This window comes from Mycobacterium sp. C31M (assembly GCF_053345865.1).
This window is the reverse complement of record NZ_JBKFAX010000016.1, coordinates 142729-165474: the sequence shown is the minus strand read 5'-3', so window position 1 is coordinate 165474 and position 22746 is coordinate 142729. Positions and strand designations below refer to the sequence as shown.

Below are 22746 nucleotides of genomic sequence, written 5' to 3'. Positions count from 1 at the left end.
TAGTTGATGTCCCCCGATGGGGCGACAAACCGTCGATGAGTTTGCGAGCGCGTATGCTGGCAAACGCGTTACTGGCGCTTGGGAGGTGGCAGACGGCAAGGGGTGGGACCATCAGTACAGTTCAGACCGGTCGAGCAGTTGCGTACCGGGTCGCGCTGATTGCGTTACTGGTGTTTGCTGCGTGCTTGCTGGGAATTCTGACGCGATTACCCGGGACATTGGCGGCGTTCTGGCCGGCGAATGCCTTGCTGCTCGGTGTCATCATCCGTTTTCCGAAGTGCGCACCGCTCGCGGCGTGGCCGGTGTGGCTGGCCGCCTACCTGGCGGCCGATCTGGTGACCGGCGGATCGCTGGTCCGCAGTCTTGCGCTGAACACCGTCAATCTGGTCGGCGTCGCGGCCGGGTACTACCTGTTCCGACGCTTTCCGCTACCGGACCGCACGCTGGGCCGTGTCCGGTCGGTGGTGTTCCTGGTAGCGATGGCGGCGACAGCCGCGCTCGCCGCCGGTGTGGCGGGCGGCCTCGCACACGTGTGGATTCTCGGGCAGTCCTGGGGCGACACGGTGGTGTTCTGGACGACGACGGAGTTGGTGCACTACCTGACCATCACGCCGTTGGCGATGACCTGCCCGCCGTTCTGGCGGCGTACTGCACTGCCGACGGGTCGCGAGCTGGTTCAGGTCGCCGGCGCGATCACGACGCTGGTGGTGTGCCTTGTCATGGCGGTGGTCATCGGCGGGACCGGCGCGCTGGCCTTCCCGGTGCCAGTCCTGGTGGTGACCGCCTTGTTGACCACGGTGTTCATCACCGCGCTGTGCACCGCACTGGCCGCGGCCGCGCTGATGTTGCTCAATGCGCACGGGCTGGTCGGCCTGCCGACCGATGTGGCCACGCCGGTGAGTGTGTCCGTGCAGATCGGCCTGGCGCTGCTGGCGGTCGGACCTATCGCGGTGGCCTGCGTCATGGCCGAACGGCACCGTCTGCTGGACGAGGTGCGGCGGGCCGGCACCGTCGACGATCTGACCGCGGCGTTGCGCCGCGACGAGTTCTACCGGCTGGCGGAAAACAGCCTGGCGGCGTCGACTCGGTCGGGCCGACCTGTGGCGGTGCTGCTGATCGATCTGGATCACTTCAAGAACGTCAACGATGCGCTCGGGCATCGCGCCGGAGATGGTGTGCTGCGCGATTTCGCCGACCGGGTGCGTGATGTGCTGCGTCCCGGCGATCACTTCGGCCGCCTCGGCGGTGAGGAGTTCGCAGTGTTGATCCCGGATATCGAACTGGAGGTGGCCCGGACGATCGCCGAGCGGTTGCGGGTGGCGCAACAGGACGGTGCCGCAGCGTCGTTCGGAGTGCACGGACCCACGATCAGCATCGGCGTGGGCTACGCCAACGCCGCCGATACGGATCTGGAGCAACTGCTCGACATCGCCGATGCGGCGCTGTACCAGGCAAAGAAGGACCGTAACGCCACGGTGGTCGACTCGATCACCGACTAGCGTCCCGGTGGTCGAAGACCGGACGGGGACCCGGCGGGGCAGCCAGGATGGCCGGCAGGAAGAACGTCTCGATGTACCGGCGCGCGGTATCGGGGTCATCGGTGCCGGGAACGACACCGAGTAGCAGGGCGACCGCCGTCGAGATGAAGTACTGGGCGATATCGCCGGCGCGCAGTCCCGGCCGGAGCTGATCCTCCTCGGCGATCTCGATCATGGTCGCCACCAAGGCAGGCAGGCTGGGGTTCTCGGCCACAAGTCGGCCGACCAGGCCCTCGTCGGCCTGCTCGGACATCGTCTTGAGCAGTGGGTCGTGGATCAGTTCGGTGGCGACGATGACGAGGCTCTCGACGGCGATCTCGGCGAATCCCGCGCCGTCGGGCAACCGCTCGCCGATCGAGGACTGGTAGCGCGCCGTGGTCCGGTGCACCAAGGCTTCCAACAGATGTCGGCGGGTCGGAAAGTGCTGATACATGGCTGGGCGCGAGTACCCGGCGTCGCGGGCGATCACCGCCATGGTCGACGCCACGAAGCCGCGCGAGAGGATGGACTGTTCAGCGGCGTCCATCAACACCAGGCGGGCCTGTTCGGCGGTGTTCCCCCCGCCGGCCGGACGGCCGCGTCCACGGCGCGGCGGCGGCATGGTGGACACGCGGTCAGTATGCCGAAACGCCTCCGCTCTCTAGGCGACTGAGTTATAAAAATAGACACTTTCTAAATATGTCTATTATGCTGGGGGGCGGATAATGAGGGCTGGGCTGCTGGGCATCGTCGGCGCGGGGCTGATCGCGGTCTGTTTGTCGGCCGGAGCGCCGGTGGGATGGGCGGCACCGGAGGACGCCGGCGGTTCGGATGGCCCAAGCCAGTCGTCGGCACCGCCAAGTGCTGCGCCGGCCGACGCCGGGGCGGGTGACGCGACTGCCGGGCGACCGGACGGTGAGCCGACCGAGGCCCGGCAACCCCGTACCCGTCCGCGTGCGGTGACCGGTCCGCGGACCATCATCGAATCCCGCAAGCGCACCCTTGGCGTCGGTGACCGACCGGCCCGATCGATCGCCGCGCCGGCGGAGGCGGCCGCCGAGCCCACAGAACCCGCTGAACCAGCCGATGCTGCGATCGAGACTCCGCCCGAGCCGGCACCCGCCGCACCCGCCGTGGCGCTGTCCGCGACCGTGCAACGTGCCGCGTCCGCGGAGGTGTCGGTGCCGGCCACGGTGGCCGCTGTCGAGAAACCGGCCGAAACCGTCACGCGTGCACCGTCATTACTCAACACGGTCGGCTCGATGGTGCTCGATGCGCTGATGGGATTGATCCATCTGATCGACGGACCGCCGATGCTGCCCGCGGGTAGCACCGTCACGGTCCGCACCTCATCGTTGACCGTGCCCATCGGAGCGGGCCGTTCCGTGGAGGCGAACTGGTACTTCCCGAAGGATGCCGACGAGTCGACACGGCTGATCTATCTGCAGCACGGATTCCTGGCCAGCGCGCCCATGTACAGCTACACCGCAGCCAACCTGGCGGAGCGGACCAACAGCATCGTGGTGGCACCGTCGCTGTCGTCGAACTTCTTCAGCGTGAACGCCGAATGGGTGGGCGGATCGACCATGCAACGTGCGATGGCCGACCTGTTCGCCGGTGATCGGCACGCGCTCACCGAAAGTGCAAGCGCGGCAGCGGGTCACGCGTTCACACTGCCGGAGCGCTTTGCGCTGGTGGGGCATTCCGCGGGCGGCACCGTGGTGACCGCGGTGGCGGGATACCTGGCCGGAACGCCGGCCTTCGGCAATCTGGCCGGTGTGGTGATGCTCGATGGTGTCGAGCCCGCCGGGTCCCGCGCCATCGGCGACGCGCTGGCCAAACTCACCGGCGCGCAGGATATCCCGATCTATCTGATCTCGTCGCAGCGGTACATGTGGAGCAGGCACGGCGATATGGCCGACAAGCTGATGGCCGCGCGGCCGGGCCGATTCAACGGGGTGGCGCTGACCGATGGTATGCACATCGACTACATGGAGGGCGGAAACTCACTGCTGCAGTTCGCCGAGTACGTCGTCAGCGGATTCTCGCATCGGGTGAACATCGATGCGGCAGGCCTCATCACAGCGGGTTGGGTCGACGACCTGTTCGCCGGCACTTCGACAGGTGGCAGTTACGGCGAACCGGGGGATCGGATCACGATCGACACCAGGACCGGAGCGGCCACCGCCGTCGTCCTGCCGCTGGGGCCCGCGGGCCCCTCACCGTTGGGGCCGCTGCTGGACCCGGTGCTGAGTTGGCTGCTCACCTTCGCCGGGCGGCACCTGTTCGTCTATGACCCCGCATAACAGATTTGGGGAGTCCCCGTCGGAATGGTTCCGACGGAAACTCCCCAAATCACAACGGAGGTCTAGCCTTCGATGAACTTCTCCAACTCGACGCGGGCGACATCGTCGGCGATCTGCTTGGGCGGGCTCTTCATCAGGTAGGCCGATGCCGGCAGGATCGGGCCGCCCAGACCACGGTCCTTGGCGATCTTGGCCGCCCGCACGGCGTCGATGATGATGCCGGCCGAGTTCGGCGAGTCCCACACCTCGAGCTTGTACTCCAGGTTCAGCGGCACGTCACCGAAGGCGCGGCCTTCCAGGCGCACGTAGGCCCACTTACGGTCATCAAGCCAGGCGACATAGTCCGACGGGCCGATGTGCACGTTCTTGTCGTAGACCTTGTCGGCCAGCGAACCGCTCAGGTTCGAGGTCACGGCCTGGGTCTTGGAGACCTTCTTGGACTCCAGGCGATCACGCTCCAGCATGTTCTTGAAGTCCATGTTGCCGCCGACGTTGAGCTGGTAGGTGCGGTCCAGCGTCACGCCGCGGTCCTCGAACAGCTTGGCCATCACGCGGTGGGTGATGGTGGCGCCGACCTGGCTCTTGATGTCGTCGCCGACGATCGGCACACCGGCGTCCTCGAACTTCTTGGCCCACAGCGGATCCGAGGCGATGAAGACCGGCAGCGCGTTGACGAACGCGACCTTGGCATCGATGGCGCACTGCGCGTAGAACTTGTCGGCCTCTTCGGAACCGACCGGGAGGTACGAGACCAGCACGTCGACCTTGTTGTCCTTGAGGACCTTGACGACGTCGACCGGTTCGGCATCGGAGACCTCGATGGTCTCGGAGTAGTACTTGCCGATGCCATCGAGGGTCGGGCCGCGCTGCACGATGATGTCCGTCGGCGGTACATCGGCGATCTTGATGGTGTTGTTCTCGGAGGCGCCGATCGCCTCGGACAGGTCGAAGCCGACCTTCTTGGCGTCCACGTCGAACGCGGCGACGAACTTCACGTCGCGCACGTGGTACGGGCCGAACTTGACGTGCATCAGGCCGGGGACGCTGGCATTCTCGTCGGCGTCGCGGTAGTACTGCACACCCTGAACCAGGGAGGATGCGCAGTTGCCGACTCCGACAATCGCGACCCTGACCTCGTTGGGCGCGGTGGTCTCAGACATGACGTTCTCCTTCTCCTGCTGAAATTTCAGGTGCTGCTCACGGCTGGTTATCGGGGTGGCTCTGTGCGACGCGTTCGGCCGCGATCAGTTCGTTGAGCCACTTCACTTCGCGTTCGCTGGACTCCAGGCCCAGCTGGTGAAGCTGCTTGGTGTAGCGGTCCAGCGAGGTGCTGGCGCGGGCAATCGCCTCCCGTAGGCCTTCGCGGCGTTCCTCCACCTGCCGCCGGCGGCCTTCCAGGATGCGCATGCGTGCTTCGGCCGGGGTCCGGTTGAAGAACGCCAGATGTACACCGAAACCGTCGTCGGTGTAGTTCTGCGGTCCGGTGTCGGCGACCAGCTCGGCGAAACGCTTCTTGCCCGCATCGCTGAGTTGGTAGACGCGGCGCGCGCGCCGCATCTTCGGGGTCCCGTCCGGCGCGGCGTCCTCGACGATGAGTCCATCGGCCTGCATGCGCCGAAGCGCGGGGTAGAGAGACCCGTACGAGAAGGCGCGGAAGGCGCCCAGCAGCCCCGTCAGGCGCTTGCGAAGTTCGTACCCGTGCATCGGTGACTCCAAGAGCAGGCCCAGAACTGCGAGCTCCAGCATCGAATCACCTCCTCGTACAGTCGACCGCTACGACGGATCGACACCTCGGCGAAGTGTATCGCCCCGATATAATCGGCGCTACTCGCACATGACGGTACGGCGATCTGCGGGGATCGCCGGGGTGTCTGTCGGGTGAACGGGGCGAGCGATGCGACGGGGGGGGGGGGGGGGGTTACGGGCTCGGGTAGTTGATCCGCTTGACGGTCGCATCGCCGTTGAACTCGATGTAGCCGCTGTTCCCGAACTCGGGGGAGACGTAAATGCTGATCTCGATACTCTCCGGCGGGGCCGTGGTGTCGCTGTTCGGGCCGATGCTGACATGAATCTGCTTGACCTCGGCCGGGTCGATGCCCAGGGTCTCCGGGGCACCCCGGATCAGGCCGACGAACGTGGCGACGTCGAACGCGGCCAGGTCGACGACCCGGGCGTCGCTGCTGACGCTGGTCTCGGACGGGTCGTCCCAGCCGCCGCGGTAGCTGTAGCGCAGCACCCGGCGCGGCTCGTTCGGGTCGGCCCGCTCCAGCGAGGCGTAGTCGTCGAAGATGGTCAGGTCGTAACCGTTGGTGTCGCCGAACTTCTGGCGCATCTGCTCGAACAGCCCGGTCAGCCCACCGAGTGACTGCAGCTGCCGGGGCGCGGTCAACACCGTGGCCGGGATGCCGTCGGCCTTGGCACCCGGATCGGTCTCGAAACTGAACGGTGAGGACGTGTTTCCGTACAGCCCCCAACCGATCGCGACACCGAGCACCACCAGCACCGCGGCCGTGGCGATCCGGATACCCCAGCCGGCGCCCGGGCTGATCGCGGGCCCCTTGCGCTCGGGTTTGAGGTCGGGCAGTTTCACCGGGGCGCTGTCGGTCTGTAGATCGCTGACCAACCCCTGCAGGTCGCCGAGGGTCGCTGCGCTGGTCGCCGACGCCACCCGCTGCCGGTGTTCTTCCGCGGACAGCTGCCCGTCGCTCAGTGCGCTGTCGAGGACCTTGCAGGTGTCATCGCGGTCGGCGTCGCGCGCCCGCGTCCCCGCTGTCTGCCGTGTCGCCACGGAAGTTGATGGTAGGGCTCAGCTCGGCTTTTCGACACGCAGGACATTGCCGGCGGGGTCCAGATAGATATAGCCGTAGGTGTTTGCGTAGGTGGACACTCGGATCAACAGCTCCAGCGGGCCCGGACCGCTGTCGCTCCCCGCGATGTCCAGGTAGGTGTACTCGACACTGTCGAGTGTGATGCCCAGAGTCTCGGGGGCGGCCTGCCAGGCGGCGGCCGCGGCCGGGACGTCAAAGGCCGCGAGATCGGTCACCTGGTTTGAATCCGAGCGAGGCCAGGGTCTCGGCGCATCCCAGCCACCGCGGAAGGTGTAGCTGAGCTCTCGCCCGTCGTCGGCCGGATCCGGAACCGACAGATCGGCCCGATCCGGGGTGAAGGTCAGCTCGAATCCCATGGTGCTGCCGAACCGCTTGCGCATCTCTTCGAGCACACCCGACATGCCCTCGACGGTGTTCAGGTACCGCGGCACGTTCAACACCAGGGGCGGCGGTTCATCGACCGGCGCCGGCCCCGCTGTGACGGCGGGTGGGACCAGTACCTCCGGGGTCGGGTTGGCCGATGGCGTGGCCGGGGTGACGTCGTCGCCGCCGGAGAACACGATCGCGCCGATGATGCCGAAGCCGACGACCGCGGCACCCGCGGCGGTCAGAATCTGGGCGCGGGGCACCGACTTCTTGGCCGGTCGGGGCCAGGACGATGCGTTGCGTTGCAGGTCGGCGACCAGATCGGCCAGTTCTCCCAGCGTGCTCGCCTGCAGTGCGCGGGCGATCCGCTGCTGATGTTCGGCCATCGACAGCTGACCTTCGCTGTGCGCCTCGTCGAGTTGCCTACAGGTCGCATCGCGATCGCTGTCCTTCGCGCGTGTTCGCCCTGTCAGCCGTGCCGCCACGGATACAGATGGTAGAAGTTCGGTGCCGGCCGCGCTGCCGTCGCGCCTCGGTAGCTGCGGGGCCGACGTACTCTGGTGATCGTGCGATTGCAGCGACAGGTGGTGGATTACGCCCTTCGGCGTCGATCCCTGCTGGCCGAGGTGTACTCCGGGCGTACCGGTGTCACCGAGGTGTGCGATGCCAATCCGTATCTACTGCGCGCGGCCAAATATCACGGCAAGCCCAGCTCGGTGATGTGCCCGATCTGCCGCAAGGAGCAGCTCACGCTGGTGTCCTGGGTGTTCGGGGAGCATCTCGGCGCGGTGTCGGGTTCGGCCCGCACCGCCGAGGAGCTGGTGTTGCTCGCGACGCGCTACGACGAATTCGCGGTCCATGTGGTGGAGGTATGCCGCACTTGCAGTTGGAACCACCTGGTGAAGTCATACGTGCTCGGAACGCCGCGCCCCAAGGACGGGACGCAACGGCCGAAGGGCACTCGGACGGCGCGCTCCGGCGCGCGTACGGCCAGTGAATAGCGAAGGGCGCCACAGCGGTCCGACGGGCGATGCCGAATTCGAGCGGTCCGTCGGCGAGCGTGCGCGTCAGAACCCGAACCCGGCAGGGGCGCATCCTCGTCCGAATCCACCGGTTGGATCTCAGCCCACCCCGCCCGACCGATCCCGGCAGAACCCGCCCGAGCCACCGCGCCCCGGCAGGCCCGCCGGCGGCATCCCCGACGACCGCAAGACGGCGCTGATCCCGCCGGTGCGCAGTGATATCGCACCGCATATGCGCGACCAGATCGACGTCGTCAAGGCTGCGCTCGACGGCGGCCCGCCGCGTAAGCCCCCGCCACCCCCACTCGGCCCGGGCGGACCCGGCGGCACCGGTGGACCCGGTGGCCCGCCGCCCGGACCGAAGCCGGCCCGCAGGTTCCAGTGGAAGTGGGTGCGGCGGGCGGTTTATGCCGCGCTGGTGGTCTTCCTGGTGCTGCCGGCGATCACCTTCGGCATGGCCTACATGATCGTCGAGGTCCCCAAGCCCGGCGATATCCGCACCGCACAGGTGTCGACCATCCTGGCCAGCGACGGCAGTGAGATGGCGAAGATCGTTCCGCCCGAAGGTAACCGGGTCGACGTGAAGATCGACCAGATCCCGGTGCACGTCCGCGATGCGGTGATGGCGGCCGAGGATCGCGACTTCTACTCCAATCCCGGCTTCTCGTTCACCGGATTCGCACGTGCCTTCCTGAACAACCTGTTCGGCAGTAGCGGCGGTCTGCAGGGTGGTTCGACGATCACCCAGCAGTACGTGAAGAACGCGCTCGTCGGCGACGAGCGTTCCGGGGTCGGCGGCATCGTGCGCAAGGCCAAGGAACTCGTCATCTCCACGAAGATGGCCGGCGAATGGTCCAAGGACGCCGTGCTCGAGTCCTACCTGAACATCATCTATTTCGGCCGCGGCGCCTACGGGGTCTCGGCCGCCGCCCAGGCCTATTTCGGCAAGCCCGTCGAGCAACTGAACGTCGCCGAGGGCGCCCTGCTGGCAGCACTGATCCAGCGGCCGTCCACGCTGGATCCCGCGGTCGATCCCGAGGGTGCGGCCGACCGGTGGAACTGGGTGCTCGACGGCATGGTCGAGATCGGCGCACTGTCACCGGCCGACCGCGCCGCGCAGGTGTTCCCGCCGACGGTGCCGCCCGATTTCGCCAGCCAGGCCAATCAGACCACCGGTCCCAACGGCCTCATCGAGCGTCAGGTGACCCGCGAGCTGCTCGAGCTCTTCGACATCAACGAGCAGACGCTGAACACCGAGGGTCTGAAGATCACCACCACCATCGACCCGCAGGCGCAGAAGGCCGCCGAGGAGGCGGTCACCGAAACCCTCGACGGGCAGGACCCCGATATGCGGTCGGCGGTGGTGTCCGTCGACCCGCGCACCGGCGGGGTCAAGGCGTACTACGGCGGTTCGGATGCCAACGGGTTCGACTTCGCCCAGGCCGGCCTGCCGACCGGATCGTCGTTCAAGGTGTTCGCGTTGGTGGCCGCCCTGCAGCAGGGCATCGGGCTGGGCTACAACATCGACAGCTCGCCACTGGAACTCAACGGCATCAAGATCGGTAACGTCGAGGGCGGCAGCTGTGGCAGCTGCAACATCGCCGAGGCGCTCAAGCGGTCGCTGAACACCAGCTACTACCGGCTGATGCTGAAGCTGCAGAACGGTCCGCAGGATGTGGCAGACGCGGCGCATCAGGCCGGTATCGCCGAGAGTTTCCCCGGCGTCGACCACACCCTCAGCGAGGACGGCGAGGGCGGCCCGCCCAACAACGGTGTCGTGCTCGGCCAGTACCAGAGCCGCGTCATCGACATGGCCTCGGCGTACGCCACGCTCGCCGCGTCGGGTGTCTATCACCGGCCGCATTTCGTGCAGCGGGTCGAGGACGCCTCGGGCAACGTGTTGTTCGACGCCGGCGAGCAGGGTGACGAGGGCGAACAGCGCATCGAGTCCAAGGTCGCCGACAACGTGACCGCCGCGATGCAGCCGATCGCCGGCTACTCCAACGGCCACAACCTGTCCGGCGGTCGGGCGTCGGCTGCCAAGACCGGTACCAATCAGCTGGGCGACACCGGGGCCAACCGGGACGCCTGGATGGTCGGCTACACCCCGTCGCTGTCCACCGCGGTCTGGGTCGGCACCACCGGCGGCGACAAACCGTTGGTGAACCAGTGGGGCGGCCCGGTCTACGGCTCGGGACTGCCGTCCGATATCTGGAAAGAGACCATGGACGGTGCGCTGGACGGCACCGACAACGAGACCTTCCCGAAGCCGTCGGAGATCGGTGGGTATGCCGGACCGCCGGCCGCCGCGCCTGCGCCGCCCCCGCCGCCGGACACCCCGATTCCGCCACCGCCGTCGGAGACGGTCATCCAGCCGACGCTGGAGATCGCGCCCGGGCTCACCATCCCGTGGGGCCCGCCGACCACGGTGCCGATCGGGCCGCCGCCGGTGCCGCCGGTGCCCGGTGATCCGAACGCTGTGCCGCCGGGTCAGCCGGTGCCGCCGGGTCCGCCTCCGCCGTGACGGCATCCGACGGCTCGGTGTCACCGGATCCGCTGGCGGGGACCGTCTCGCCAGCTCCGCTGGCAGAAGACCGGCGGTCGCTCGACGACCGGGACATGCCGAGCCGCACCGACACCATCGGTGCGGCGCTGTCGCAGACGATCGGCGGCCCGGTCGGCCGGCACGCACTGATCGGCCGGACCCGGTTCCTGACCCCGCTGCGAGTGATGTTCCTGATCGCCGTCGTCTTCCTGGCGCTGGGCTACTCGACCAAGGCGGCCTGCCTGGTCTCCACCGATACCGGTACCGCCGCGCAACGCGTCGCGAACTGGGAGAACCAACGCGCCTACTACTCGCTGTGTTACTCGGACACCGTCCCGCTCTACACCGCAGAGTTGTTGAACCAGGGCAAGTTTCCGTACAAGTCCAGCTGGATAGAAAAGGACGGCGACGGTAAACCGCACGTCGTCTACGACGGCAGCGAACCGGTGCGGTACATGGAGTATCCGGTGCTGACCGGCATCTACCAGTACCTGTCGATGACGCTGGCCAAGACGTATTCGGCGTTGACGACGGTCGCCGCGGTGCCGGTGGTGGCCGAGGTGGTGATGTTCTTCAACATCTCCGCGTTCGGATTGGCGTTGGCCTGGCTGGTGACGGTCTGGGCGACCGCGCTGCTGTCCGGTCGACGCATCTGGGACGCCGCGTTGGTGGCGGCCTCCCCGCTGCTGATCTTCCAGATCTTCACCAACTTCGATGCGCTGGCGGTGGCCTGCGCGACCGGAGCGCTGCTGGCCTGGTCACGACGTAAGCCGGTGCTGGCCGGGGCGCTGATCGGTATCGGGGTGGCATTGAAGCTGTACCCGGCGCTGCTGCTCGGCCCGCTGCTGGTGCTGTGTCTGCGGTCGGGCCGGATGCGCGAGTTCGGCAGGACTGCGCTGACCGCGCTGGTGGCCTGGGTGCTGGTGAATCTGCCTGTGCTGGTGCTGTTCCCGCGTGGCTGGTCGGAGTTCTTCCGGCTCAACTCGCGTCGCGGTGACGATATGGACTCCATCTACAACGTGGTGAAGTCCTTCACCGGCTGGCCCGGATTCGATCCGGGGCTCGGCTTCTGGGAGCCGCCGACGGTCACCAACGCGGTGACGGCGGCGTTGTTCCTGTTGTGCTGTGTGGGCATCGCCTGGCTGGCGCTGACCGCGGCGCGGCGGCCGCGGCTGGCCCAGCTGGCGTTCCTGGTGGTCGCGGCGTTCCTGCTGACCAACAAGGTGTGGAGCCCGCAGTTCTCGCTGTGGCTGGTGCCGCTGGCGGTGCTGGCGCTACCGCATCGCCGAATTCTGTTGGCGTGGATGACGATCGACGCGCTGGTCTGGGTGCCGCGGATGCTCTATCTGTACGGAGAGCAGAACCGCGGGCTGCCCGAGCAGTGGTTCACGCTGACGGTGCTGCTGCGTGACATCGCCGTGGTGGCGCTGGTGGTGCTGGTCATCCGACAGATCCGGCGTCCCGAGCTGGACCTGGTCCGCCGCGGTGGCATCGATGATCCGTCCGGGGGCGTGTTCGACCGGGCGCGCGATGACCCGCCGCGCTGGTTGCCTTCGTGGCTGCGGCCGGCGGCTGCCGTTGACTCTGCGGTGACGGCGACGCCTACTCGCACTTTTGCACCCTGAGCGCAGCGTCAACGCAGCGATTTCGCAGATCACGGCCCGTTCCTGTACCTTGGAGCGGTTGCCGACGCAGGCGACCCTCCTGCCACGGACAAGCCGTGGCCGCAACGACCATAGGAGGTGATGGGTTTCTCATGCGTCCATACGAAATCATGGTCATTCTCGACCCCACTCTCGACGAGCGCACCGTAGCTCCCTCGCTGGAGACGTTCCTGAACGTCATCCGCAAGGACGGTGGCAGCGTTGACAAGGTTGACATCTGGGGACGCCGCCGGCTCGCCTACGAGATCGCCAAGCATGCCGAGGGCATCTACGCGGTCGTCGATCTGAAGGCCGAGCCCGCGACCGTGTCCGAGCTGGATCGCCAGCTCAATCTGAACGAGTCCGTGCTGCGCACCAAGGTGATGCGGACCGACAAGCACTGAGTCTGGCGACATCATGTGTACGTCCGACCGGTTCCGTAGGCTCGCCTGCGACCGCTCTTCGTATACATACTCCCGCTTTGACTAGACGCCCAGGAGGACCTCGTGGCTGGTGACACCGTCATCACTGTTATCGGAAACCTGACCGCCGACCCGGAACTGCGTTTCACGCCGTCCGGCGCGGCTGTCGCGAACTTCACCGTGGCCTCCACGCCGCGGACGTTCGACCGTCAGACCAACGAGTGGAAGGACGGCGAAGCGCTGTTCCTCCGCTGCAACATCTGGCGTGAGGCTGCCGAGAACGTGGCCGAGAGCCTCACCCGCGGTTCGCGGGTCATCGTGTCCGGTCGTCTCAAGCAGCGGTCCTTCGAAACCCGTGAGGGTGAGAAGCGCACCGTCGTCGAGCTTGAGGTCGACGAGATCGGACCCTCACTGCGCTACGCCACGGCCAAGGTCAACAAGGCCAGCCGCGGTGGCGGCGGCGGTGGTGGGTTCGGCGGCGGAAACAGCGGTGGTGGCGCCCCACGTGGCGGCGGTTCGGATCAGCCCAAGGACGACCCGTGGGGCAGCGCCCCGGCGGCGGGTTCCTACAGCGGCGCCGACGACGAACCGCCCTTCTGACAACGCTTTACATCATTTGAGAAAGAGATAGATCCATGGCCAAGTCCAGCAACAAGCGGCGGCCGGCACCCGAGAAGCCGGTCAAGACCCGCAAGTGCGTGTTCTGCTCCAAGAAGGGCAAGAACCAGAACATCGATTACAAGGACACCGCGCTGCTGCGCACCTACATCAGCGAGCGCGGCAAGATCCGTGCCCGTCGGGTGACCGGCAACTGCGTCCAGCACCAGCGCGACGTTGCCGTCGCAGTCAAGAACGCCCGCGAGGTGGCTCTGCTGCCGTTCGGTTCGTCGACGCGGTAGGGGAGAGAAACAATGAAGCTGATTCTCACCGCTGAGGTGGAACACCTGGGTATCGCCGGCGACGCCGTCGAGGTCAAGGACGGCTACGGCCGTAACTACCTGCTGCCCCGTGGGCTGGCCATCGTGGAGACCCGCGGTGCCGCACGCCAGGCCGAGGAGATCCGTCGGGCTCGCGAGATCAAGGAAGTTCGCGGCGTCGAGCACGCCAACGAGCTGAAGACCGCTCTTGAGGGCCTCGGCGCCGTCACGCTGCCCGTGAAGGCCGCCGCCGACACCGGCAAGCTGTTCGGTTCGGTCACCCCGGCTTCGGTCGTCGCCGCCATCAAGAAGGCCGGCGGCCCGAACCTGGACAAGCGCACCGTCGAGCTGCCCAAGGCCCACATCAAGGCCACCGGTACGCACCAGATCGGTGTGAAGCTGCATCCCGGCGTCACCGCCGTCGTGCAGCTGAACGTCACTGCGGAGTAGTTGCTTTTTCAAACGCCTGGGTGGGAGGCTCCTTTGCCTCCCACCCAGGCGTTGCTGTGTCGGCCAGCGAACAAGTTCTAGTAATCTGCTCACAGCAACGTAAACCGACTGTTAACCTCGTTGGCTTTTCGGCGAAACGCAACACGCCCGAAGGGGCAACCCGCCGAGACACGCCGAACGAATAAGTGTCCACAGAGCAATATCCTCCGAAAATACTCCTGACCTGCTGGCCGTCTGGTATCGCGCGCGGTTGTCCACAGGTTCTCCCCAGCCCGTCAACACGGCTCACCGGAGCTGTCCACACGCCATCCACAGGGCTATCAACAGGCCCCGATTGCGTGGTGCTGAGCAAAGCCTTACGTTATCGGTCGCAGCCGCATCGACAGGTTTGTCGGGGGGCGTCTGTATCGTGTCGATCGAACGTATTTGCGATATATCTGATAGTGGAGGTGGGGGCGCTTCGTGGCTGTCGTAGACGACTTCAGTCATTCCGGCCGGGACTCCGATATCGAGGAGCCACCGCGCGAAGACTTCGGCCGCCAACCCCCGCAGGACATGGCGGCCGAGCAGGCCGTGCTGGGCGGCATGCTGTTGTCCAAGGACGCCATCGCGGATGTCCTGGAGAAGATGAAGCCACCGGACTTCTACCGGCCGGCCCACCAGGACGTGGCCGAGGTCATCCTCGACCTCTACGACCGCGGTGAGCCCGCCGACGCGGTCACTGTCGCCGCCGAGTTGGACCGGCGCGGTCAGTTGCGCCGCATCGGTGGAGCGCCCTATCTGCACACCCTGATCTCCACCGTGCCGACCGCTGCCAACGCCGGCTACTACGCCACAATCGTGGCCGAGAAGGCGCTGCTGCGTCGTCTGGTCGAGGCCGGCACCCGGGTGGTGCAGTACGGCTATGCCGGGGCCGACGGCGCCGACGTGGCCGATGTGGTCGATCGTGCTCAGGCCGAGATCTACGACGTCACCGAGAGTCGGAATCAGTCCGAGGACTTCGTGGCGCTGGAAGACCTGCTGCAGCCCACGATGGACGAGATCGACGCCATCGCGTCCTCGGGGGGTATGGCGCGCGGTGTGCCGACCGGATTCATCGACCTCGACGAGATCACCAATGGTTTGCACGGCGGGCAGATGATCATCATCGCCGCGCGCCCGGGTGTGGGTAAGGCGCTGGCGCTGAACACACCGCTGCCGACGCCGACAGGCTGGACCACCATGGGCGATGTCGCCGTGGGGGATCGGCTGCTGGGCGCCGATGGCGAGCCGACCCGCGTGGTCGCCGAGAGCGGCATCCTGCTGGGCCGGCCCTGCTACGAGATCGAGTTCTCCGACGGCACCGTCATCGTGGCCGACGAGCAGCACCAGTGGCCCACGGGCTTCGGCGTGCGCACCACCGTGCAGCTGCGCTCGGGCCTGGACACCGTGGCACCGGCAGGCTCGCCGGTGCCGTCCGTGCACGGCACCGCGATGGTGCTGGCGCGGCCGCTGCAGATCATCGAGGTTCGCCGCGTGGACAGCGTTGCCGTGCGATGCGTCGAGGTGGACAACCACGCGCACCTCTACCTCGCGGGGCGTGGCATGGTGCCGACACACAACTCGACGCTGGGCCTGGACTTCATGCGGTCCTGCTCCATCAAGCACCAGCTGGCCAGCGTCATCTTCTCGCTGGAAATGAGTAAGTCCGAGATCGTCATGCGTCTCCTGTCAGCCGAGGCCAACATCAAGCTGGGCGATATGCGCTCGGGCCGGATGAACGACGACGACTGGACGCGGCTGGCGCGGCGCATGAGTGAGATCAGCGAGGCGCCGCTCTATATCGACGATTCGCCGAACCTCACCATGATGGAGATCCGGGCCAAGGCACGGCGGCTGAAGAAGAAGGCCGACCTTCAGCTCATCGTCGTGGACTACCTGCAGCTGATGAGCTCGGGCAAGAAGTACGACTCACGACAGCAGGAAGTCTCGGACTTTTCCCGAAGCCTCAAGCTGATGGCCAAGGAACTGCACGTGCCGGTGATCGCGATCAGCCAGCTGAACCGTGGTCCCGAGCAGCGCACCGACAAGCGTCCCCAGGTCTCCGATCTTCGTGAGTCGGGCTGCCTGACGGCCAACACACGCATCCTGCGCGCCGACACCGGCGCCGAGGTCACCTTCGGTGAACTGATGGCCATCGGCGAACGGCCGCTGGTGTGGTCGTTGGATGAGCGCAAGCGCATGGTCGCCCGGCCGATGACCAATGTGTTCTACAGCGGGCACAAGGAGGTCTTCAAGCTGCGGCTGGCCTCCGGCCGCGAGGTGGAGGCGACCGCGAACCATCCGTTCATGACACTGAATGGCTGGGTGTCGTTGGGCGACTTGGCCGTCGGTGACCGACTGGCGACACCGCGGACGGTGCCCGAGCCGGTGCACACCGAGCGGATGGACGAATCCGAGATCGTGATGCTCGCGCACATGATCGGTGACGGGTCGTGCGTGAAGCGTCAGCCGATCCGGTACGCATCGATCGACGAGGAAAACCTCGTTGCCGTGGCCCGGGCCGCCACCCATTTCGGAATCACTGCGGTGCGCGACGAATACCCGGCGGCCCGGGTGACCACGCTGCGGATGCCGGCGCCGTACCGGCTGACCCACGGCAAGCGGAATCCGATCGCAGCCTGGCTGGACGGATTGGGCCTGTTTGGGCTGCGCAGCTACGAGAAGTTCGTACCTAAAAAGGTTTTCGGGCTTCCCAACGATCAGGTGGCGCTGTTCCTCAAGCACCTGTGGGCCACCGATGGCTCGGTGCGCTGGGATGCCAAGGTCGGGCAGGGCCGGATCTACTACGCCACCACCAGCCGGCAGCTCGCCGACGACGTGGTGCAACTGCTGCTCCGGGTCGGGGTGTATGCGCGGATCAAGCGGGCGCAGAAGACCGGGTATCGCGACTGCTGGCATGTGCTGATCTATGGCGGCGAGAACCAGAAGCGCTTCCTGACCGACGTCGGTGTGCACGGTGCGCGCGGCGTGCTGGCGCGTGATGTGCTCAGCCACCTGACGGCACTCAGCTGCAACACCAATCTCGACACCGTGCCGAAAGAGGTTTGGCACCAGGTCAAGTCGGCATTGACACGCGAAGGCATGACGCACCGGCAGTTCGCTGCGGCGATGGGTACGCAGTTCTGCGGTTCGACGATGTGGAAGCACTCGCCGAGCCGCGCCCGACTGCGCCGCGCAGCCACCTTGCTCAAGGACGAAGCGCTGCACGACCTGGCGACCAACGACGTGTTCTGGGACGAGATCGTCGAGATCACCAGCATCGGCATGCAGGACGTATTCGACGGGACTGTCGACGGAACGCATAACTTTGTGGCGCAGGGGATTTCAGTTCATAATTCGCTGGAACAGGATGCCGACATGGTCATGCTGTTGCATCGCCCCGACGCGTTCGACCGTGAGGACCCGCGCGGCGGCGAGGCCGACATCATCCTCGGCAAGCACCGCAACGGCCCGACCGCGAATATCACTGTGGCGCATCAACTTCACCTGTCGCGGTTCACGAATATGGCGCGGTAAGCCCGTCATTTGCTGCGACGCGGTCACTTCCTTGCGCCGTTGATTCTCTGTCCATTAACGACTCTGGTGTTTCCTAGCCGGATACGCAGCTATTCAATCTGTGCGGCAGTCGTCGCATACGCCATGGTCAGGCAGGATGACGAAGTGCACTGGGCAGATCTGTTCTTTTCGAGCGCTACCGTGGGTGTGCCGTGAGGCACCTCGGTCGGCTCGGTGGTAGAGCTGGGTTTCGACTGGGCGGATTTGGCGTCGCAACGGTGCGCTCCGCGCCTGCCCGATTTCATCAGGCAACTGTGGGCCGTTTGATCGTTGCGGCGGTTGATCCCAGTGCTTTCGAAAAACCGTACTGATCGCCTTTTGCCACAAAGGCCGCTTATCGTACTGAATCGCGCGAGCTTTGGCAGGGTCGGGCTCATCGACCGCTTCCAAAATTGTGGTTTTGCGATCTGCCAGGAAGAACAGACCATTGCGTTCGTAGAACCGACCGCCCTTGCCCCGGCGGATGGTTTGCAGGATATCGGCAGCTTCGTCGAGCAGCCAAGACACCCGTGTGATGTCCACCCGGGGTCCATGAATGGTCCAGCCGTCACCCTCAGCCGTGAAGATTGCGCCGTTCGGTGAGACGCCGAATTGGGCAGCTCCCCGCGTCATAGAGATCGCCCGGACGATGACTAACTCGATCGGATCGACCGGAACGACGAGGTGGGTACCGAGGTCGATTCCTTGCTTGTTCTTGAACCGCGACGGCCGGGGGAGATAGTCGCCATGCCAGTGCTGAAGTCGGCATTCGAGTTCGACCGCTGCCCTCGACTGGAGAGCTTCATCGACACCGGTCTGCGCTTCGATACGCTCCCAAAGCGTTGCCACACGTTCCTTAGGATCTTGGTCAGGTGAGATGAACAATTGCTCTCCTGGAATTGGCTTTTCTCGGCGTCGATGCCCAGGTTGAAGTATGCACCGGTCAGCATTCACATCCATCCGGTAGTTGACGCGCCAATCTTCACTGGAGCTGTCGACTCTGGCACCTGTCGGCGCTCGGGCTCGCTGAGTGGCCGGACGACTTCAGCGGCCGCGGAGTCGCGTAGCTGGTGCGTCGCGCCGCGCTGCCCCCACACGCACAGGCGATCGCCGCAGTCGGGAAATGGTGCACCGGCGACAACCCGACAACCACAGCGAACAATAGAACGAGCGGCATTCAGGTCTGCCGCAAAATTCACAATCAACGTGAATCGCATAGATACTTGACTTGTTTGGCAACTGCGTGTCATCCTCAACCCCGCTGGCTTAAGATCGCCGACCGTGAGGACGGCCGGGCCAGTCCGCATCACCGGACCTGATCAACGCCGGGCGTGACATCCACGCCGATGACCCCGCTTTCGGATACCGGTTCATCGCAGACGAGCCGCCCAGTCGCGGAATCACCGCCGGAGAGAACCGTGTCGCCCGGTTGTGCTCCCAGGAGCGGATCTGGTCGATCTTCGCCAAGAAACGTGGATTGAACCGCCGATCTGGCCCACCAGTTCACGACGACCTCGTAGAGCGACTCTTCAGTGCAGCAAGCCCAAATCAGGTCTGGTTGACCGACATCACCGAGCACCCAACGACGAAGGCAAGCTCTACCTGGGCGCCGTCAAAGACGTCTACCCCAACCGGATTGTGGGCTACTCGATCCCTCACGGATGAAGTCCTCGCTGGCGGTGGCCGCCCTGGATCACGCGGTGGCGCTGCGCTCGCCTGTCGAGACGATCGTCCACTCTGACAGGGGCAGTCAATTTAGGTCACGTAAGTTCGTCCATGCACTGTTGCACAACGGGTTACACGGATCAATGGGTCGAGTTGGCGCGTGCGGAGATCATGCCGCCATGGAGTCGTTCTTCGCTCTTCTGCAGCGCAACGTGCTCGGACGAAAACGGTGGTCCACACGGGCCTAACTGCGACAAGCCATAGTCACGTGGATCGAGCGGACCTACCACCGACGCCGCCGGCAACGTGCCCTCGGCCGAATCACCCCGATAGAGTTCGAACTGCTCCACACACCGGTCACAACCGCAGCCTGAAGTTCACACCCCGCGAGTCAACTGAAGTCGGGGCCGCCCCCCTGGTTTTCGACGTGTGAGCTACGGGACTGCGTTGTACCGACCGGTGCTTTAGGGCAAGAGATCAGAGATTCGCGTTGCGGCGCACTGAGCTTCCGAAGATGAGCCTGCTGGCGATAGCGAGCAGGACTGCGGCCGTGCCGCCGTACAGGGCCGCTGCGCCGAAGCCGTTGCGTATGGCGTCGGCGGCAAGTGCGTCAAGGGTCCCCGTGCCAACCGCGGTCGCGGAGTTGTGTCCACTTCCGGTCATCTGGAGAGCGAGATCATCGACAAACTCGACAGATTCGGATGGGAGCCGGTCGCGGAGGGTGGCGGTCACGCTCTCGGTGAACAGCGCGCCCATGACGGCGATGTTGATCGCCAGGAAGCTCAGCCGTGCGGTCAAGTCGATACCGGAGGCCATCCCCGAGTGTTGCGGCGGCACAGAGCCCGTGGTGGTGTTGGTGACCGGGGTGTTGGTCAGTCCGAGGCCGACACCGGCAACGATCAGTCCGGGTAACACGGTCCACCAGCCGGGCTGCGGCATCGCGACGCCGAGGTCGATCAACAGCATCCCGGTCCCTATGACGGCGATCCCTGCCGGGATGGTTCGTGCCGCCCCGAACCGCAGTGCCAGGCGCTCTCCCAGCGGGGGCAGTACGAACGTTGGCAGGGTGTAGCCCAGCACGATGATGGCCACTGCGAGAACGGAATAGTGGAGTGCACGTTCCAGATACATGGGTAGGTAGATAATCAGCGGCCAGAAACTGAAGTTCATCGCGATAGCGCCCACCAGAGCGCCAGTGAACGGGCGGCGGGTGAACAACGACAACGGCATCATCGGAGACTCGGCGCGCAGTTCGACCACAGCGAAGCTGGCGAATCCGAGCACCGCGATGACCAGGCTGATGACCGCCGTGGCGCTGGCGAACCCGGCTGTCGGCCCATGGGTGATAAAGAATACGAGCGTAAACAGGGCGAGACTGAGCGTCGTTATCCCCAGCACGTCCAGCCGGCCTGGACGTACGTCGCGTGATTCGGGTACCCAGCGCACAATCAGGACGAGGGCGATCATCGCGATGATGACGTGGATGAGGAACACCCAGCGCCAGTCCCACCATGCGACGAGCGCGCCACCGATGATCGGTCCGAACCCGAGGCCCGAACCCAGTCCGATACCCCAGATCCCGAAGGCCTGGGCGCGTCGAGTCGACTCTTGAAACTGATGCGACAGGATCGCCAGACCACAGATCACCATGGCGCCGCCGGCGATGCCTTGAATGAAGCGGGCGGCGATGAGCACTTCGATCTCGGGCGCCAATCCGCACAGCAGGGAGGCGATTCCGAATCCGGTCACCGATGTGGAGAAGACCAGCCGGCGGCCGTAGCGGTCCGCGAGTACGCCCGCGGCAACAAGGATCATCACGCTGGCGATCGTGTAGGCATTCATTACCCATTGCAGATCGGCAAAACCGCCGCTCAATTGCTCGCCGATGGCAGGTAGCGAGACCGGAACGCTAGAGATCTCCAACCCGAACATCAAAGCGGATGCAAAGCTTGCGCCAATCGTGATACCGGGTCTGGCTGGGCGGTCCTGCGAAGTCATGAGCGAAAGCATCGCGGACAGCAGGTGCCTTCAGAACCGCTGATCCACGAAGAATGAAATCTACGGCCGTCGATTCGTTGGCATATCCTGCGGTGTGCCCCCGATGCCCCAACCGTCACTAGATCCGACCGATGTTGCTATCTTGGAGGTGCTGCAACGCGACGCGCGGACCAGCATGGCCGACCTCGCGCGGGCAGTATCAATGTCACCGTCATCGGTAGCGGATCGAGTACGAAGACTTACCGACCAAGGCGTCATTGTCGGCTACCGTGCTGTCGTATCGCCCGAGGCGGTGGGATATCCGCTGATGGCATTCGTTCGCCTGCGGCTCACATTTGGCACAGGGCAGCCTTTTTACGAGTACCTGGAGCGTGCGGCGCGTGTGCTCGAAGCGCACCATCTCACCGGTGAAGACTGCTTCTTGCTCAAGGTGGTCGCCGCGTCGATGAGCGATCTGGAAGCTCTGGCGGCAGACCTCGTGACCTTTGGCCACGTCACCACCAATCTTGTTTTCAGCAGCCCCGCGGACCGACGCCCCGTGCCGACAACCTGCTCGCACTGAACCGCAGTTGACCGTGCTGCGCAGTCAGTCCCTGCCTGTCTGTCAGCTTCGGTTCGAAAGTGAGCAGGTAGTCGGCGGCGCGTCGGCGGACATAAAACTCGGGAAGCCACAGCGCCTCCATTCTTGCTCCTTGTGGGTTCTCAAGTTCGAATGCACTTTCTCAAGTTCGGCTGCACTTATGCAGCGAACATGAGAGACGCCGTGCGGGACGCCGGTTCCCTTTCCTGCTGTCATATACGACATAGGCGGCTGGAATCTTCGGGGCCGCTCGTTCCGACGGGTCTGCCGATGGGGTATCGGGAGGAAGATGGGTCTCATTGCGGTGTCGATGTGAAGAGCTCGTCGAGATGCTGATCGATTGCGGCGAGGGCCTCGCCGGGATTGATGACCTCCAGGTCGAGAAGTGGCGTGAGGCCGGTCAAGGCAAGGATGCGGTCGGTCTCGGTGTTCGCGTCGCGATCGTGGGCGATCTTCCCATCAGTGATCGCCTGCGCGATGAGTGCTTTGACCTGTTCTCGTCCCTGACGTAAGCCCTCACGCGCACGATCGCGAATCGCGTTGTCGTGCAGTGCTTCGAGAACGTAGGCAGCATTCATGCGGCTCGTCGCCCGAGCATCGTCGTCCAGCGGCAGCATTTCGATGAGGATCAACCGCAGGACATCTCGCGCGTGTGGCACCGGGCCGAGCCCTTGCAGACCACCTGCCACTCGCTGAGCGGTCTGGTCGGCAGCGAAGTCCATCGCGAACGAAAGCAACTCTTGACGACTCGCGAAGTAGTGCTGGAGCTGACCGTGTGACATCGCGGCCTCCGCCGCCACCTCGCGCAGGCTCAGTCTCAGAACGCCGCGTTGATCCACCACACGCCACAGAGCGCGAGCGATCGTTTCGCGACGCTCGCGGTGATCAACCTGTTTCGGCACCGTAGCCCT

Annotated in this window: 19 protein-coding genes and 1 pseudogene; 12 read left to right on the top strand and 8 right to left on the bottom strand. The window is 65.4% G+C overall.

Features of this window, described 5'->3' with window-relative positions:
- The first annotated feature begins 35 nt into the window (after positions 1–35).
- Entirely contained in the window at positions 36–1499 is a 1464-nt protein-coding gene (locus ACLBYA_RS23580) for a diguanylate cyclase (RefSeq protein WP_447711873.1), read from the top strand.
- Here ACLBYA_RS23580 and ACLBYA_RS23575 read toward each other — a convergent pair.
- Complete coding sequence (locus tag ACLBYA_RS23575) at positions 1489–2139, bottom strand: TetR/AcrR family transcriptional regulator (RefSeq protein ID WP_447711891.1); 651 nt, start codon at positions 2137–2139, stop codon at positions 1489–1491. The two genes, ACLBYA_RS23580 and ACLBYA_RS23575, sit on opposite strands and share 11 nt — an antisense overlap.
- Positions 2140–2242: 103 nt before the next feature.
- Here ACLBYA_RS23575 and ACLBYA_RS23570 point away from each other — a divergent pair, with 103 nt between their 5' ends.
- Positions 2243–3823, top strand: a complete 1581-nt coding sequence (locus ACLBYA_RS23570; protein ID WP_447711872.1) for an alpha/beta hydrolase — start codon at positions 2243–2245, stop codon at positions 3821–3823.
- A 62-nt stretch (positions 3824–3885) separates the two neighbouring features.
- Here ACLBYA_RS23570 and ACLBYA_RS23565 read toward each other — a convergent pair whose 3' ends face one another.
- The 4 genes from ACLBYA_RS23565 to ACLBYA_RS23550 all read right to left on the bottom strand — a co-directional run bounded on the left by ACLBYA_RS23565 (position 3886) and on the right by ACLBYA_RS23550 (position 7502).
- Entirely contained in the window at positions 3886–4983 is a 1098-nt protein-coding gene (locus ACLBYA_RS23565) for an inositol-3-phosphate synthase (protein WP_447711871.1), read from the bottom strand.
- A gap of 37 nt (positions 4984–5020) precedes the next feature.
- Positions 5021–5569 carry a PadR family transcriptional regulator gene (locus tag ACLBYA_RS23560; protein WP_447711870.1) on the bottom strand — a complete coding sequence of 183 codons (549 nt, stop codon included), beginning with the start codon at positions 5567–5569 and terminating at the stop codon, positions 5021–5023.
- 172 nt (positions 5570–5741) lie between these two features.
- Complete coding sequence (locus ACLBYA_RS23555; protein WP_447711869.1) at positions 5742–6611, bottom strand: DUF1707 SHOCT-like domain-containing protein; 870 nt, start codon at positions 6609–6611, stop codon at positions 5742–5744.
- A gap of 18 nt (positions 6612–6629) precedes the next feature.
- Positions 6630–7502 (bottom strand): DUF1707 SHOCT-like domain-containing protein, encoded by an 873-nt coding sequence (locus ACLBYA_RS23550; RefSeq protein ID WP_447711868.1) that lies wholly within the window; start codon positions 7500–7502, stop codon positions 6630–6632.
- A gap of 81 nt (positions 7503–7583) precedes the next feature.
- On the opposite strand from ACLBYA_RS23550, the gene ACLBYA_RS23545 reads away from it, so the two are divergent.
- The 8 genes from ACLBYA_RS23545 (at position 7584) to ACLBYA_RS23510 (ending at position 17574) form a co-directional block, all read left to right on the top strand.
- Complete coding sequence (locus tag ACLBYA_RS23545; RefSeq protein WP_447711867.1) at positions 7584–8018, top strand: DUF5318 family protein; 435 nt, start codon at positions 7584–7586, stop codon at positions 8016–8018.
- A gap of 193 nt (positions 8019–8211) precedes the next feature.
- The gene (locus ACLBYA_RS23540; RefSeq protein ID WP_447711890.1) at positions 8212–10563 is read left to right on the top strand and encodes a transglycosylase domain-containing protein; all 2352 of its coding nucleotides are present in this window, start codon (positions 8212–8214) and stop codon (positions 10561–10563) included.
- A gap of 95 nt (positions 10564–10658) precedes the next feature.
- Positions 10659–12209 (top strand): glycosyltransferase family 87 protein, encoded by a 1551-nt coding sequence (locus ACLBYA_RS23535; protein ID WP_447711889.1) that lies wholly within the window; start codon positions 10659–10661, stop codon positions 12207–12209.
- Between the two features lie 131 nt (positions 12210–12340).
- Positions 12341–12631: a 30S ribosomal protein S6 gene (gene rpsF, locus ACLBYA_RS23530; protein ID WP_059014612.1), complete on the top strand. Its 291-nt coding sequence runs from the start codon at positions 12341–12343 to the stop codon at positions 12629–12631.
- Between the two features lie 102 nt (positions 12632–12733).
- The gene (locus tag ACLBYA_RS23525) at positions 12734–13249 is read left to right on the top strand and encodes a single-stranded DNA-binding protein (RefSeq protein ID WP_447711866.1); all 516 of its coding nucleotides are present in this window, start codon (positions 12734–12736) and stop codon (positions 13247–13249) included.
- Between the two features lie 35 nt (positions 13250–13284).
- Positions 13285–13548: a 30S ribosomal protein S18 gene (gene rpsR, locus ACLBYA_RS23520; protein ID WP_019512180.1), complete on the top strand. Its 264-nt coding sequence runs from the start codon at positions 13285–13287 to the stop codon at positions 13546–13548.
- A gap of 12 nt (positions 13549–13560) precedes the next feature.
- Positions 13561–14016: a 50S ribosomal protein L9 gene (rplI, locus tag ACLBYA_RS23515; RefSeq protein ID WP_447711865.1), complete on the top strand. Its 456-nt coding sequence runs from the start codon at positions 13561–13563 to the stop codon at positions 14014–14016.
- 462 nt (positions 14017–14478) lie between these two features.
- Positions 14479–17574 carry a replicative DNA helicase gene (locus ACLBYA_RS23510; RefSeq protein WP_447711864.1) on the top strand — a complete coding sequence of 1032 codons (3096 nt, stop codon included), beginning with the start codon at positions 14479–14481 and terminating at the stop codon, positions 17572–17574.
- 93 nt (positions 17575–17667) lie between these two features.
- On the opposite strand, the gene ACLBYA_RS23505 is transcribed toward ACLBYA_RS23510, so the two are convergent.
- A complete protein-coding gene (locus ACLBYA_RS23505; protein WP_447711863.1) occupies positions 17668–18477 on the bottom strand; it encodes a hypothetical protein in 810 nt (269 codons plus the stop codon).
- A gap of 430 nt (positions 18478–18907) precedes the next feature.
- On the opposite strand from ACLBYA_RS23505, the pseudogene ACLBYA_RS23500 reads away from it, so the two are divergent.
- Positions 18908–19631, top strand: a pseudogene (locus tag ACLBYA_RS23500) (IS3 family transposase); the annotation flags it as partial.
- A 103-nt stretch (positions 19632–19734) separates the two neighbouring features.
- Here ACLBYA_RS23500 and ACLBYA_RS23495 read toward each other — a convergent pair.
- A complete protein-coding gene (locus ACLBYA_RS23495; RefSeq protein WP_447711862.1) occupies positions 19735–21255 on the bottom strand; it encodes an MFS transporter in 1521 nt (506 codons plus the stop codon).
- Positions 21256–21358: 103 nt separating this feature from the next.
- On the opposite strand from ACLBYA_RS23495, the gene ACLBYA_RS23490 reads away from it, so the two are divergent.
- Positions 21359–21817: an Lrp/AsnC family transcriptional regulator gene (locus ACLBYA_RS23490; RefSeq protein WP_447711861.1), complete on the top strand. Its 459-nt coding sequence runs from the start codon at positions 21359–21361 to the stop codon at positions 21815–21817.
- A 314-nt stretch (positions 21818–22131) separates the two neighbouring features.
- On the opposite strand, the gene ACLBYA_RS23485 is transcribed toward ACLBYA_RS23490, so the two are convergent.
- Positions 22132–22737, bottom strand: coding sequence for a TetR/AcrR family transcriptional regulator (locus ACLBYA_RS23485; protein WP_447711860.1), 606 nt, complete (start codon positions 22735–22737; stop codon positions 22132–22134).
- Positions 22738–22746 lie beyond the last annotated feature (9 nt).

Bases quoted from the DNA above. Each gene is read 5' to 3' on its own strand.
- ACLBYA_RS23580 (WP_447711873.1), top strand. From the start codon at position 36: ATGAGTTTGCGAGCGCGTATGCTGGCAAACGCGTTACTGGCGCTTGGG.
- ACLBYA_RS23575 (WP_447711891.1), bottom strand. From the start codon at position 2,139: ATGCCGCCGCCGCGCCGTGGACGCGGCCGTCCGGCCGGCGGGGGGAAC.
- ACLBYA_RS23570 (WP_447711872.1), top strand. From the start codon at position 2,243: ATGAGGGCTGGGCTGCTGGGCATCGTCGGCGCGGGGCTGATCGCGGTC.
- ACLBYA_RS23565 (WP_447711871.1), bottom strand. From the start codon at position 4,983: ATGTCTGAGACCACCGCGCCCAACGAGGTCAGGGTCGCGATTGTCGGA.
- ACLBYA_RS23560 (WP_447711870.1), bottom strand. From the start codon at position 5,569: ATGCTGGAGCTCGCAGTTCTGGGCCTGCTCTTGGAGTCACCGATGCAC.
- ACLBYA_RS23535 (WP_447711889.1), top strand. From the start codon at position 10,659: ATGCCGAGCCGCACCGACACCATCGGTGCGGCGCTGTCGCAGACGATC.
- rpsF (WP_059014612.1), top strand. From the start codon at position 12,341: ATGCGTCCATACGAAATCATGGTCATTCTCGACCCCACTCTCGACGAG.
- rpsR (WP_019512180.1), top strand. From the start codon at position 13,285: ATGGCCAAGTCCAGCAACAAGCGGCGGCCGGCACCCGAGAAGCCGGTC.
- rplI (WP_447711865.1), top strand. From the start codon at position 13,561: ATGAAGCTGATTCTCACCGCTGAGGTGGAACACCTGGGTATCGCCGGC.
- ACLBYA_RS23495 (WP_447711862.1), bottom strand. From the start codon at position 21,255: ATGACTTCGCAGGACCGCCCAGCCAGACCCGGTATCACGATTGGCGCA.
- ACLBYA_RS23490 (WP_447711861.1), top strand. From the start codon at position 21,359: ATGCCCCAACCGTCACTAGATCCGACCGATGTTGCTATCTTGGAGGTG.